Consider the following 12,347-nt stretch of genomic DNA (forward strand, 5'->3'; position numbering starts at 1 on the left):
CCAAGGATTTTGAATTTTTTGGATAAATTAAGCGGTCAGTATGCCCGGCATTGGCCCGGCCGCCTAGCCGTGGCGACGATTGGTCCAATGGTCGAATATTCCATCTTGCGGGGAATTTACCGGGCGCGTGCATGCCTTAAGCCGGGCGCCTTGGATCGAGGGCCGTTACGACGTGCAACTCGGTGAAGCGGAATCGGTAAAGTCAGCTACCGCCAGTAATAACGGATGCCGACATAGACAACGACAAGACAGGCAAAGATCAGCGCCACTGGAAGCCGCGGTTTTGCGTTTGCCCCGGACACCGTGGGCTTCTTCGCCTTGGCGGGAGGAGGCCGGCGGAAGGCGGTGACGTTGCCGGTGTCGGTCACGGGCTCGCTGGCGCGCGCAGGCACCTCAGGCGGCGTCCCTGCGCCGCCCATCTCGGCATAATAGGTTTTGTACATCAGCTGGATAGTGGCCTCGGAGGCGTCAGCCTCCGTCATCTTCTCGAGCAGCTGCCGGTAGGCGACGAGGAAGTTCTGGGCCTCGGCGGGCAGTGCGGAGGCGCCGTTGAGCTTGGCCAGCATCTTCCAGGTCGCAAAGTCGGCCCGCGCGCGGGTGTCGGCGCGTCGAGCGATCAACATGTCGGCAGCTTTGATTGCCATGGCCCCTAGCCGATTTCTTCCCTGTCCCGTTCTTCCTTCCCCAGTCTAGACTTAAGCGTTGCCGGTGACGAAGAGAAGCGCGCGGATCACATAGCCGGTCAGTGTCCGCAGTATCGCCGAAATAACATCAAGATTTAGGCCGAGCTGCGCGCCCAGTACCGGCAGCAGGATCAAAAGGCCGATCAGGATCAGCATGCCATAAGGTTCCAGCCGGGCGAGCGGCATGGCCAGCCCCTTCGGCAGCAATCCCACTGCGACCCGGCCGCCGTCCAGCGGCGGGATCGGCAGCATGTTGAAGACCGCCAGTACGATATTGATCAGGAATGCATTTTTAAGGTTGTCCGCGATCCATTGTGCAGCGTTTGCGGGTGCCCAGGGCAGGGCATGGAAGGCGAATGCGGCCGCCAGCGCCAGGATGATGTTGGTGGCGGGCCCGGCCAGCGCCACCCAGACCATGTCCAGCCGGGGGTGGTTCAAATTGCGAAAGTTCACCGGCACCGGCTTGGCGTAGCCGAACAGGAACGGCGAATGCGACAGCAGCAATATCCCCGGCAGGACCAGGGTACCGAACGGGTCGATATGCTTCAGGGGGTTGAAACTGACCCGGCCGAGCTGCCAGGCGGTGTTGTCGCCGAGCCGGTGCGCGACAAAGCCGTGCGCGGCCTCATGGAAGGTGATGGCGATGATGAGCGGCAACACCCAGACGGAGATGTCGTACAGTGAGATGTTCAATCGATGTGCCCCGGTTGGCGTGCTGATGCGACAGCCTAGCACGCCCGCGTCACCGGGGAACCGTCCCCTGATATTGCGGCAGGCCGTCGTCGAGCCGCACCCAGTCCATCTTCTCGGAGACCCAGATGTGCTCGGTCGGCGCAAAGGCGTTGCGATCGTCGAAGGCGGCCAGCGCGATGCCGACCACCGTGCCATTCGTGCGGCGGGAAAACAGCCGGGTGCCGCAGGTCTTGCAGAACACCCGGTCGAGCGCGTCCGACGAGGGATAGCGCGCGGTTTCGCCTTCCACCGTCAAGGCGCGCTGGTCGAACAGCGCGCGGGCGAAGAACGGCGATCCCATCGCCTTCTGGCAGGTGCGGCAGTGGCAGATCCGGACGTTGAGCGGCTCGCCCTCGGCCTTGAACCTGACCCCGCCGCACAGGCATCCGCCTATCATGGCATCCTCGTTGTCCTCATCCCTGCGTAACGGCTTCGCCGTTATCGCTGGAGGAGCGGCGTCTTCGCCGCGTCTCGAACGATGAAGCCCCATCGTGGCCTAATGGTTCGAGACGGCGCAAGAGCCCCTCCTCACCATGCGGGCCCAACCAGATCGTTCTCAGTAAGTCGCCCGGCCGCCGGAAATATCGAACACGGCGCCAGTGGAGAAGGCGCAGTCCTCCGAGGCCAGCCACGCCACCATCGCGGCGAGTTCTTCGACCAGCACGAACCGCCCCTTCGGAATTTTCGACAGCATGAAGTCGATGTGCTGCTGCGTCAGCTGGTCGAAGATCGCGGTTTTCGCAGCCGCAGGCGTCACAGCGTTGACGAGGATGTCGTGCTGCGCCAGTTCCTTGCCGAGCGACTTCGTCAGCGCGATCAGGCCGGCCTTGGAGGCCGAGTAATGTGCGGCGTTCGGATTGCCTTCCTTGCCGGCGATCGAGGCGATGTTGACGATGCGGCCGTAGCCTTGGCTGATCATCGCCGGCGCGATCGCCTTGCAGCAGATGAAGGGGCCATCGAGATTGATGCGCAACACCTTGCGCCATTCGTCGAGGTCGGTTTCCCACACCGTCTTGTTGACGCCGGCAATCCCGGCATTGTTGACGAGGATGTCGATCTTGCCGAACGCTTTCAACGTATCGTCGCGGGTCTTTTCGACTGCGGCGAGATCGGAAACATCGACCTTGAAGGCGCTGACGGAAAGGCCGATTTCCTTGGCGGTTTTTTCGGCAAAGGGCAGGTCGTGATCCCAGATCGCGACTTTTGCGCCGGACGCAACGAAGCGCTCGGTAATCGCGCGCCCAAAGCCCTGCGCGCCGCCGGTGACGACAGCGCAGCGGCCGTTCAGATCGATCTTGTTCATGCGTTTTTCCTTGATTTAAAGCGTCCAGCCGCCGTCGATGATGTGGGCGACGCCGGTCGTGAATGCGCTTTCATTGCTGGCGAGGTAGACCGCCAGCAGTGCGATTTCTTCTGCGGTGCCGAGCCGGCCCATCGGTTGCCGCGACACGAACATCTCGCGCCCATTGGGGCCTGCGGCGGCCGCGCGCTCCAGCATCGAGGGCGTCTCGATGGTGCCGGGGCAAATGCAATTGCAGCGTACGCCTTTGGTGATGAAGTCGGCGGCGACGGCCCGCGTCAGTGCCGCGACCGCGGCCTTGGTCGCGCCATAGACGTAGCGATTGGGTGCGGCCTTGAACACGCCGGCCGCCGACGAGATGTTCACGATCGAGCCGCCGCCGGCTTCCAGCATGCCCGGCAGGAACGAGCGGATCGTGCGGTGCATCGACTTGACGTTGAGGTCGAACGAGAAATCCCAGTCCTCATCGGAGCAATCGAGCACCGTGCCGTGATGCACGAAGCCCGCGGCGTTGAGCAGGATGTCGGTCTTGCCGGCGCGCTTGGCCATGGCGGCGACGGCCGCACTATCGCGTGCGTCGAGTTTTGCGATTTCCGCGATGCCCTCTTTCTTGAGGTCCGCAAGCTTGCTCTCGTCGATGTCGGTGGCGAACACGGTGGCGCCCTCGCGCGCAAAGGCCACCGCACAGGCGCGGCCGATACCCACCGCAGCCGCGGTCACGAATGCACGTTTGCCTTTCAGGCGGTCTGACATTTCTTTCTCCTTGGAGCAGTCGAGATTATTTCTCGGTGTCATACGCGGGCTTGACCCGCGTATCCATCTTCTCAAGAAGGATGGATTGCCGGGTCAAGCCCGGCAACGACCGTCTTGGGGCCTAATGATTATCCCGCGCGACACCGACCGTGCCTGCGATGTCGTGATAGCGCGTGGCGAGCTCCATGCAGGCGCCGGTGGCCTGCTGGCCGACGGTCGAGCGATACAACTCCTGCCACGGTGTCTGGTTGGCCGGATATTTGAAGCCGCCATCGGCTTTGAGTTTGGCGTGCCGCTTCTTGAGCTCCTCGTCCGAGATCAGGATGTTCGCGCTGCCCTTGTTGAGGTCGATGCGAACCTTGTCACCGGTCCGAAGGATCGCCAGCCCGCCGTTGGCGGCGGCTTCCGGCGTGGCGTTGAGGATCGACGGCGAGCCCGAGGTGCCGGATTGCCGGCCATCGCCGATGCAGGGCAGCGACAGGATGCCGCGTTTGATCAGCGCGGTGGGCGGCTGCATGTTCACGACCTCGGCACCGCCGGGATAGCCGATCGGGCCGGTGCCGCGCACGAACAGCACGCAGTGTTCGTCGATATTGAGCGAGGGGTCGTCGATCCGGTGGTGATAGTCTTCCGGGCCTTCGAACACGATGGCGCGGCCTTCGAACGCATTGAGGTCTTTCGGGTTGCTCAGATAGCGGTCGCGAAATTCCTTCGAAATCACGCTGGTCTTCATGATCGCGGAATCGAAGAGATTGCCGCGCAAGACGAGGAAGCCCGCGTCCTTCACCAGCGGCTTGTCGTAGCTCCAGATCACGTCGCTGTCGGGTTTCGCCGCCTCGCGGCAATTGTCGCCCATGGTGCGGCTGTTGACGGTGATGGCGTCTTCATGGATGCGCTTGTGCGCCATCAATTCGCGCACCACCGCAGGCACGCCGCCGGCGCGGTGAAATTCCTCGCCGAGATAGAAGCCGGCCGGCTGCATGTTGACCAGCAGCGGAACGTCGTGGCCGAGCTTCTGCCAATCGTCGATCGACAGATCCACGCCGATATGGCGGGCCAGCGCGTTGATATGGATCGGCGCATTGGTCGAGCCGCCGATCGCCGAATTCACCACGATGCAGTTCTCGAACGCCTTGCGGGTCAGGATGTCGGAGGGTTTTAAGTCCTCCCAGACCATATCGACGATGCGCAGCCCGGTCTCATAGGCGATCTGGCCGCGCTCGCGATAGGGCGCGGGGATCGCCGCGCAACCCGGCAGCGACATGCCGAGCGCTTCCGCCAGCGAATTCATGGTGGAGGCGGTGCCCATGGTGTTGCAATGGCCGACCGAGGGGGCCGAGGAGGCCACGATGTTCATGAATTCCTCGTAGTCGATGTCGCCCGCGGCCAGTTGCTCGCGCGCTTTCCAGACCACCGTTCCCGAGCCCGTGCGCTGGCCCTGGTGCCAGCCGTTCAGCATCGGGCCGCCCGACAGCACGATGGCCGGCAGATTGACGGTCGCCGCCGCCATCAGACAGGCCGGCGTGGTCTTGTCGCAGCCGGTGGTGAGGACCACGCCGTCAAGGGGATAGCCGAACAGGATTTCGACCAGGCCGAGATAGGCGAGGTTGCGGTCCAGCGCCGCGGTCGGGCGCTTTCCGGTCTCCTGGATCGGATGCATCGGAAATTCCATCGCAATGCCGCCGGCGGCGCGGATGCCCTCGCGGACCCGGTGTGCCAATTCGAGATGATGACGGTTGCACGGCGACAGGTCGTTGCCGGTCTGGGCGATGCCGATGATCGGCTTGCCGGACTGCAGTTCATGCCGGGTCAGGCCGTAATTGAGGTAGCGCTCGAGATAGAGCGCGGTCATCCCCGGATTATGCGGGTTGTTGAACCACTCCAGCGATCGGAGTTTGCGACCTTTGCCATTGCCGGCGGCATCGTGCCCGTTGGTGAGGTCTTTTTTCATTGGTTTTCTCCCGCAATGCAAATTCTTGGAGCCCGTTCGGGGCTTTGACTTCTACCATGCGCAAAATTGCACGCATTACAAACCCGGTGGCCGCTGCGCATCGTCACCTTGGGAATGCAACCTTAGTTCAAGAACTTTGGTTGCGCTATCATTTTGTCTTTTTCCGGAACTGACCGTTGCGCGCGCGGGCACGGCGTCAGTTCCGCGGCGCCGAGCTTTGCCGTTTCATGACACTGAATCCGAGATCAACAACCGGTTGCGCCGGCCGCCGGCCCTCGATGGCCTCGATCACCATCGTGGCAGCGTCCCTGCCCATTTCGTACCGGTTGGTGCGCACGCTGGTTAGCGTTGGGACCGCGGATGCCATGAATTCGAGGTCATTGAATCCCATGATCGCCATCTGCTCGGGAACCGAAATGTGCCGGCGCTGGCATTCGAACAAAGCGCCCAAAGCGAGGTCGTCATTGACGCAGAACACCGCCTCGATATCCGGCGCCTTGGCAACGAGATCGGCAAACAGCGTACCGCCCAGCGTGACCGAGGTTGGCGTGGACGTTGTGACAACACGTCGCGGGTCGAACAGCGCGGCGTCATTCATGGCGGCCTGATAGCCTTCGAACCGCCGCTGCACCCGCGGATCCATGCGTGCGCCGAGGAAACCGATCCGCCGGTATCCCTGCTCGAGAAGATGGGAAATGCCCGCGCGGGCGGCGTCAAAATGCGAGAAGCCGATCATCATGTCGACCGGAGCAGGGCCGATTTCCATGATCTGGACGATCGGGCAATCCACCGATTCCAGGATCGTGCGGGATTCGGCGGTCTGATTAATTCCGGTCACGATCAGCCCGGCCGGCTTTTGCGCCAGGAACAGTCGCAGCAGTTTTTCCTCCTGGAAGATACTGTAGCGCGTATTGGCCAGCTGGATGCTGTAGCGGCTGCCGTCGAGGGTATCGTAGATGCCGCGCAAAACGTCCGAGAATACGTTGTTGGTCAATGACGGGATCAGAACACCGACAACTTCGGTCCGCTGCGAGGCGAGCGCGCGCGCGGCAAGGTTCGGCACATATCCGAGTTCTTTCGCCGCGCTCTCGACCCGCACGCGTTTGCCGACGGATAGTGCGGCCGGATTCCTGAAGAAGCGCGATGCGGTAATTGGGCTCACGCCGGCAAGCTTGGCGACTTCGGTCAGCCGGATCTTGTCGGGCTTCGTGCGCTTTCGTCCCATCCGGCGCTCATATCACAGGCACTGCGTCAAACAAACTCATATTGACAGCGCTACCAACTGATTGCTAATCGAACAATTGCCAAAACCGTATAAACTGCGGACAATATCGGTCCGACCAGACTTCGTACCAACATGAAGTCGGAACAAAAATAACAGAGCGGTGGCGGCGTTCGGTCGTAAGTCGCCGGAAATACTCGAGGGAGGGACGTGGATGTCGTCGGTACAGATTCGCGACGTGCGAAAGTCGTTCGGTAATTTCGAAGTTCTGCACGGCGTCTCGATCCCGATCGAGGATGGCGAGTTCGTCGTTCTGGTCGGCCCCTCCGGCTGCGGCAAGTCGACGTTGCTGCGGATGCTCGCGGGGTTGGAAAACATCACCTCCGGCACGATTTCGATCGGCGACAAAGTCGTCAACAATGTCCAGCCCAAAGAGCGCGACATTGCGATGGTGTTCCAGAACTATGCGCTCTATCCGCACATGACGGTCGCCGACAATATGGGCTTCTCGCTCAAGCTGCGTGGCGCAAAGGCGGAAGAAATCTCGAGCGGCGTCAACCGCGCCGCGGAAATTCTCGCATTGACCCCGCTGCTCGACCGTTATCCCCGGCAATTGTCCGGTGGACAGCGCCAGCGCGTGGCGATGGGCCGCGCCATCGTGCGCGATCCCCAGGTGTTCCTGTTCGACGAGCCGCTCTCCAACCTCGACGCCAAGCTGCGGGTTGCGATGCGCACCGAGATCAAGGAACTGCACCAGCGGTTGCGGACCACGACGGTCTACGTCACCCACGACCAGATCGAAGCCATGACCATGGCCGACAAGATCGTCGTCATGCATGACGGCATCGTCGAGCAGATGGGCACGCCGCTCGAGCTCTACGACCGTCCGGCCAACCAGTTCGTCGCGGGCTTCATCGGTTCGCCGGCGATGAATTTCCTCAAAGGCAAGGTGAAATCAAACGGCAGCGCCAGCTTCGAAGGTCCGAACGGCGTCAAACTGCCGCTGCAATCGGCGCCCGCCAATTCCGAAGGCCAGCCCGCCGTCTATGGCGTGCGGCCCGAGCACTTCACCATCGCCGACGACGGCGCCGAGGCCGAGATCATCGTAGTCGAGCCGACGGGCTCGGAGACCCAGGTGTTTGCCAAGATCGGCGGCGAGCAGGTCGTCGCCGTGTTCCGCGAGCGCCATGAATTCAGTCCGGGCGACAAGATCCGGCTCAAGCCGGATCCGTCGCTCGTGCATCTGTTCGACGAGACGACTGGCAAGCGACTGAATGGCTGAGCAATAACCAAAAAATATTCAAGGGAGGATGGACTATGTACGACTTTACTCGCCGCTCTGTTCTGCAGGGCGGTACCGCACTGGCCGCGGCCGGCGCGCTGACCGGGCCTGCTTTGTTCGATTTCGCCAAGGCCTGGGCGCAAACGGCGCCGTGGAAGGCGGAAACGGGCGCCAAGCTGACCGTGATGCGCTGGAAGCGCTTCGTGCCGGCGGAAGACGATGCGTTCAACGCCATGGTTGCGGCATTCAAGGCTGCGACCGGTACTGAAATGAACGTGTTCTCGGAATCGTTCGAGGACGTGCAGCCGAAGGCGTCGGTTGCCGCCAACACCGGCTCGGGCCTCGATCTCGCCTGGGGCCTGCATACGTTGCCGCAGTTGTTCCCGACCAAAGTCCTGAAGATGAACGACGTCGCCGACTATCTCGGCAAGAAGTACGGCGGCTGGACCGATGCCGCCGCGAAGACCTGCAAGCAGGGCAACGACTGGCTCGGCATCCCCGTCGCCACCATCGGCGGCTACATGACCTACCGCAAGTCGGCGACCGACAAGGCCGGCTTCAAGGACTTCCCCAAGGATTTTCCGGGCTTCCTTGAAATGTGCAAGGCGATGAAGGCGAACAATACCCCTGCAGGTTTCGCACTTGGCCATGCCACCGGCGACGCCAACGGTTGGCTGCACTGGGTGTTGTGGGGCCACGGCGGCTACACGGTCGACAAGGATGACAAGGTCATCATCAACTCGCCGGAGACCGCGAAAGCGCTGGAATATTGCAAGACGCTTTCCGACACATTCATTCCCGGCGTTGCGTCCTGGAACGATGGATCGAACAACAAGGCCTTCCTGTCGGGCGAACTATACTGCACCGCCAACGGCATCTCGATCTACGTTGCCGAAAAAGACGATCCAAAGATGAAGGATCTCGCTGAAGACACCTATCACGCGCTTTGGCCGGTCGGCCCGATCGGTAAGCCGACCGAACTGCAGCTCGCGGTTCCGATCCTGGCGTTCAACTTCACCAAGTATCCGAATGCGGCGAAGGCGTTCATCGCCTTCATGCTGGAGAAGGAGAATTTCGAGAAGTGGCTTTCGGGCGCGCGCGGATATCTCACCCACACGCTCAACGCCTACGATTCGGCTCCGGTGTGGACCGCCGATCCGAAGAACCAGGTGTTCAGCCAGGCCAGCAAGCGCGCGCTTCCGGCGTCGGGCATCGGCACGCCCGGTGAAAAGGCGGCGAGCGCGATCGCCGACTTCATCGTGGTCGATATGTTCGCCAACTACTGCACTGGCGCGAAGGATACCAAGACCGCCATGATGGAAGCCGAACGGCAGTTGAAGCGAATCTATCGCTGATCGAACTGGAGCGGGCGGCGGCGACCGCCGCCCGCTCCAACACCCCGAGCGGGACCGGAAAAGCGGCTACCGGTTTTTGAAAAGATCATGCTCAAACGAAATCGACATCGGAACATCGCCAATGGCTGACATCGCGCTGCAACCTCGGGTGGCCAAGCCGCAGATACGCGAGGCCACGACGTGGGATCTGATCAGGACGAACCGCAACTGGCTCGGTTTCTGGTTTATGATGCCGGCGATGGGGTTCCTGATCTTCTTCCTGGCCTATCCGCTCGGCCTGGGCATCTGGATTTCGTTCACGGACGCCAAGATCGGCCGTCCCGGCGCATTTATCGGAATCGAGAATTACGAATGGCTACGGGATGATTCGATCTTCTGGCTCTCGGTCTTCAACACGCTGCTCTACACTTTCATCGCGAGTGCGATCAAGTTTGCGGTCGGCCTCTATCTGGCGCTGCTGTTGAACGAGAATATGCCGTTCAAAGCAATGCTGCGGGCGCTGGTGCTAATTCCCTTCATCGTGCCGACCGTGTTGTCGGCGCTGGCGTTCTGGTGGATCTTCGATGCGCAATTCTCGATCATCTCATGGTCGCTCAAGCATCTCGGGCTGATCACCCAGAACATCAATTTTCTCGGCGATTCGACCTGGGCCCGTATCTGCGTGATCTTCGCCAACATCTGGCGCGGTGTTCCCTTTGTCGCGATCACGCTGCTCGCCGGTTTGCAGACCGTTCAACCGTCGCTCTACGAAGCTGCAACACTCGATGGCGCAAGCAAGTGGGAGATGTTCCGTTTTATCACCTATCCCTTGCTCACCCCGATCATCGCGGTCGTGATGACGTTCTCGGTGCTGTTCACCTTCACGGATTTCCAGTTGATCTGGGCGATGACGCGGGGTGGCCCCGTCAATGCCACACACCTGATGGCGACCTTGTCGTACCAGCGGGCGATCATTGCGGGTCAGCTCGGTGAGGGCGCTGCAATATCGAGCGCAATGATCCCGTTCCTGCTCGCCGCGATCATGGTGTCGTGGTTCGGACTGCAGCGGCGCAAGTGGCAGCAGGGAGAGAGCAATGACTGATCTACCCACCAGGTCCATTGATCTCAAAGCGGTGCTGTCGGGCTCTTCGCCGACGGTCGCGAAGGACGACCACAGCGAAGGCATGAGCTATCTGCAGTCGCTGCCGCGCCGGCTGGTGACGCTTTATCTGCCGCTGTCGATCATCGTCTTCATCCTGTTGTTTCCGTTCTACTGGATGGGCTTGACGGCGATCAAACCGGACGAGCAACTGATCGACCTCGACAAGTTCAATCCGTTCTGGACCTGGAATCCGACCTTCAAGCACATCCACAAGCTGTTGTTCGAGAGCTACTATCCGCACTGGCTGTGGAACACGATGTATGTCGCGGTCTGCGCCACCATCCTGTCGATTTTCGCCAGCGTGCTTGCCGCCTACGCCATCGTGCGGCTGCGCTACAAGGGCGCGCATTGGGTCGGCGGCCTGATCTTCCTGTCCTATCTGGTGCCGCCCTCGATCCTGTTCATTCCGCTCGCCACCGTCGTGTTCCAGTACGGCCTGTTCGACTCGCCGCTGGCGCTGATCCTGACCTATCCGACCATCCTGATCCCGTTCTCGACCTGGCTGTTGATGGGCTACTTCAAGACCATCCCGTTCGAGCTGGAGGAATGTGCGCTGATCGACGGCGCGAGCCGGTGGCAGATACTGATCAAGATCGTGCTGCCGCTGGCGATCCCCGGCCTGATCTCGGCCTTCATCTTCTGCTTTACGCTGTGCTGGAACGAGTTCATCTACGCGCTGACCTTCCTGCAATCGACCCAGAACAAGACGGTGCCGGTCGCGATCGTCAACGAGTTCGTCGATGGCGACGTCTATCGCTGGGGCTCGCTGATGGCGGGCGCGCTGGCGGGTTCGTTGCCGCTGGTTATCCTTTACGCCTTCTTCGTCGAGCATTATGTGTCGGCCATGACGGGAGCCGTGAAAGAGTGAGCGCGCAGGCCCGGCCTGATATTCAAGAACAACAAGGAGACGGGTCTTGCACATTCTGATTCTGGGCGCCGCCGGCATGGTCGGCCGCAAACTGACCGAGCGGCTGCTGCGCGACGGACATCTGGGCCAGCGCGAGATCACGCGCATGACGCTGCAGGATGTGGTCGCGCCGACAAAGCCCGCCAACGCAACTATTCCGATCAGCATCGTCACCAGCGATTTTGCCGATCCCAATACCGCCGCGCCGCTGGTGGCGCACCAGCCCGAGGTCATCTTCCATCTCGCCGCGATCGTGTCGGGCGAGGCGGAGGCCGAATTTGACAAGGGTTATCGCATCAATCTCGACGGCACGCGGCATTTGATCGATGCCATCCGCGCTATCGGCGGTGGCTACAGACCGCGGCTGGTGTTCACGTCCTCGATCGCGGTGTTCGGCGCGCCGTTCCCGGACAAGATCGGCGACGAATTCTTCCACACGCCGCTGACCAGCTACGGTACGCAGAAGTCGATCTGCGAACTCCTGATCAACGACTATACCCGCAAAGGCCTGCTCGACGGCATCAGCATCCGCCTGCCGACGATCTGCGTGCGGCCGGGCAAGCCGAACAAGGCCGCCTCCGGCTTCTTCTCCAATATCATCCGCGAGCCGCTGGCGGGCGAGGAGGCCGTATTGCCGGTTTCCGAAGACGTGCGGCACTGGCACGCCTCGCCGAAATCGGCCGTGGGTTTTCTGGTCCACGCCGGCACCATGGACCTCTCGGCGATGGGCGCGCGGCGCAATCTCAGCATGCCCGGACTGTCGGTGACCGTCGGTGAGCAGATCGCAGCATTGGACCGCGTGGCCGGCAAGAACGTCACCGCGCGCATCAAGCGGGTGGCCGATCCCACCATCATCGGCATCGTCAGCGGCTGGCCGCGCGATTTCGTCACCGACCGCGCGCTGAAGCTCGGCTTTACCACGGCGGAAAAGACGTTTGACGATATCATCCGGATTCACATCGAGGATGAACTCGGCGGCAAGTTCGCAGCCTGAGATGACTTCAGGCCAACCCGCGCGGGG

General features: G+C 61.6%; 12 protein-coding genes. 5 read left to right on the forward strand and 7 right to left on the reverse strand.

Annotation, left to right across the window (positions count from 1 at the left end; all coding sequences use genetic code 11):
• Nucleotides 1-206: 206 nt before the first annotated feature.
• The 7 genes from NL528_RS19385 to NL528_RS19415 all read right to left on the reverse strand — a co-directional run bounded on the left by NL528_RS19385 (nucleotide 207) and on the right by NL528_RS19415 (nucleotide 6,644).
• Nucleotides 207-644 (reverse strand): hypothetical protein, encoded by a 438-nt coding sequence (locus NL528_RS19385; RefSeq protein WP_309184279.1) that lies wholly within the window; start codon nucleotides 642-644, stop codon nucleotides 207-209.
• Between the two features lie 51 nt (nucleotides 645-695).
• Nucleotides 696-1,376, reverse strand: coding sequence for a site-2 protease family protein (locus NL528_RS19390; RefSeq protein WP_309184280.1), 681 nt, complete (start codon nucleotides 1,374-1,376; stop codon nucleotides 696-698).
• A gap of 49 nt (nucleotides 1,377-1,425) precedes the next feature.
• Entirely contained in the window at nucleotides 1,426-1,812 is a 387-nt protein-coding gene (locus tag NL528_RS19395) for a GFA family protein (protein ID WP_309184281.1), read from the reverse strand.
• Nucleotides 1,813-1,971: 159 nt separating this feature from the next.
• Nucleotides 1,972-2,718: an SDR family NAD(P)-dependent oxidoreductase gene (locus tag NL528_RS19400; RefSeq protein ID WP_309184282.1), complete on the reverse strand. Its 747-nt coding sequence runs from the start codon at nucleotides 2,716-2,718 to the stop codon at nucleotides 1,972-1,974.
• Nucleotides 2,719-2,733: 15 nt separating this feature from the next.
• Complete coding sequence (locus NL528_RS19405; protein WP_309184283.1) at nucleotides 2,734-3,468, reverse strand: SDR family oxidoreductase; 735 nt, start codon at nucleotides 3,466-3,468, stop codon at nucleotides 2,734-2,736.
• Nucleotides 3,469-3,589: 121 nt separating this feature from the next.
• Nucleotides 3,590-5,419 carry an IlvD/Edd family dehydratase gene (locus NL528_RS19410; protein WP_309184284.1) on the reverse strand — a complete coding sequence of 610 codons (1,830 nt, stop codon included), beginning with the start codon at nucleotides 5,417-5,419 and terminating at the stop codon, nucleotides 3,590-3,592.
• A gap of 196 nt (nucleotides 5,420-5,615) precedes the next feature.
• Nucleotides 5,616-6,644: a LacI family DNA-binding transcriptional regulator gene (locus NL528_RS19415; RefSeq protein ID WP_309184285.1), complete on the reverse strand. Its 1,029-nt coding sequence runs from the start codon at nucleotides 6,642-6,644 to the stop codon at nucleotides 5,616-5,618.
• 211 nt (nucleotides 6,645-6,855) lie between these two features.
• Between NL528_RS19415 and NL528_RS19420 the strand changes: the two genes are divergently transcribed.
• The 5 genes from NL528_RS19420 (at nucleotide 6,856) to denD (ending at nucleotide 12,320) form a co-directional block, all read left to right on the forward strand.
• On the forward strand, nucleotides 6,856-7,923 hold the full coding sequence (locus NL528_RS19420) for a sn-glycerol-3-phosphate ABC transporter ATP-binding protein UgpC (protein WP_309184286.1): 1,068 nt from the start codon (nucleotides 6,856-6,858) through the stop codon (nucleotides 7,921-7,923).
• Between the two features lie 35 nt (nucleotides 7,924-7,958).
• The gene (locus NL528_RS19425; RefSeq protein ID WP_309184287.1) at nucleotides 7,959-9,278 is read left to right on the forward strand and encodes an ABC transporter substrate-binding protein; all 1,320 of its coding nucleotides are present in this window, start codon (nucleotides 7,959-7,961) and stop codon (nucleotides 9,276-9,278) included.
• A 121-nt stretch (nucleotides 9,279-9,399) separates the two neighbouring features.
• On the forward strand, nucleotides 9,400-10,359 hold the full coding sequence (locus tag NL528_RS19430) for a sugar ABC transporter permease (RefSeq protein WP_309184288.1): 960 nt from the start codon (nucleotides 9,400-9,402) through the stop codon (nucleotides 10,357-10,359).
• The gene (locus NL528_RS19435; RefSeq protein WP_309184289.1) at nucleotides 10,352-11,287 is read left to right on the forward strand and encodes a carbohydrate ABC transporter permease; all 936 of its coding nucleotides are present in this window, start codon (nucleotides 10,352-10,354) and stop codon (nucleotides 11,285-11,287) included. Before NL528_RS19430 ends, NL528_RS19435 begins: the two co-directional genes overlap by 8 nt.
• Nucleotides 11,288-11,333: 46 nt before the next feature.
• Nucleotides 11,334-12,320, forward strand: a complete 987-nt coding sequence (gene denD, locus NL528_RS19440) for a D-erythronate dehydrogenase (RefSeq protein ID WP_309184290.1) — start codon at nucleotides 11,334-11,336, stop codon at nucleotides 12,318-12,320.
• The last annotated feature ends 27 nt before the right edge of the window (nucleotides 12,321-12,347 follow it).

The sequence above is a fragment of the Bradyrhizobium sp. Ash2021 genome (genome assembly GCF_031202265.1).
In the GTDB taxonomy this organism is placed as follows: Bacteria; Pseudomonadota; Alphaproteobacteria; order Rhizobiales; family Xanthobacteraceae; genus Bradyrhizobium.

Excerpts from the sequence above, each read along its gene's own strand:
- NL528_RS19385 (WP_309184279.1), bottom strand. The coding sequence starts at position 644 with ATGGCAATCAAAGCTGCCGACATGTTGATCGCTCGACGCGCCGACACC.
- NL528_RS19395 (WP_309184281.1), bottom strand. The coding sequence starts at position 1,812 with ATGATAGGCGGATGCCTGTGCGGCGGGGTCAGGTTCAAGGCCGAGGGC.
- NL528_RS19400 (WP_309184282.1), bottom strand. The coding sequence starts at position 2,718 with ATGAACAAGATCGATCTGAACGGCCGCTGCGCTGTCGTCACCGGCGGC.
- NL528_RS19405 (WP_309184283.1), bottom strand. The coding sequence starts at position 3,468 with ATGTCAGACCGCCTGAAAGGCAAACGTGCATTCGTGACCGCGGCTGCG.
- NL528_RS19410 (WP_309184284.1), bottom strand. The coding sequence starts at position 5,419 with ATGAAAAAAGACCTCACCAACGGGCACGATGCCGCCGGCAATGGCAAA.
- NL528_RS19415 (WP_309184285.1), bottom strand. The coding sequence starts at position 6,644 with ATGGGACGAAAGCGCACGAAGCCCGACAAGATCCGGCTGACCGAAGTC.
- NL528_RS19420 (WP_309184286.1), top strand. The coding sequence starts at position 6,856 with ATGTCGTCGGTACAGATTCGCGACGTGCGAAAGTCGTTCGGTAATTTC.
- NL528_RS19425 (WP_309184287.1), top strand. The coding sequence starts at position 7,959 with ATGTACGACTTTACTCGCCGCTCTGTTCTGCAGGGCGGTACCGCACTG.
- NL528_RS19430 (WP_309184288.1), top strand. The coding sequence starts at position 9,400 with ATGGCTGACATCGCGCTGCAACCTCGGGTGGCCAAGCCGCAGATACGC.
- NL528_RS19435 (WP_309184289.1), top strand. The coding sequence starts at position 10,352 with ATGACTGATCTACCCACCAGGTCCATTGATCTCAAAGCGGTGCTGTCG.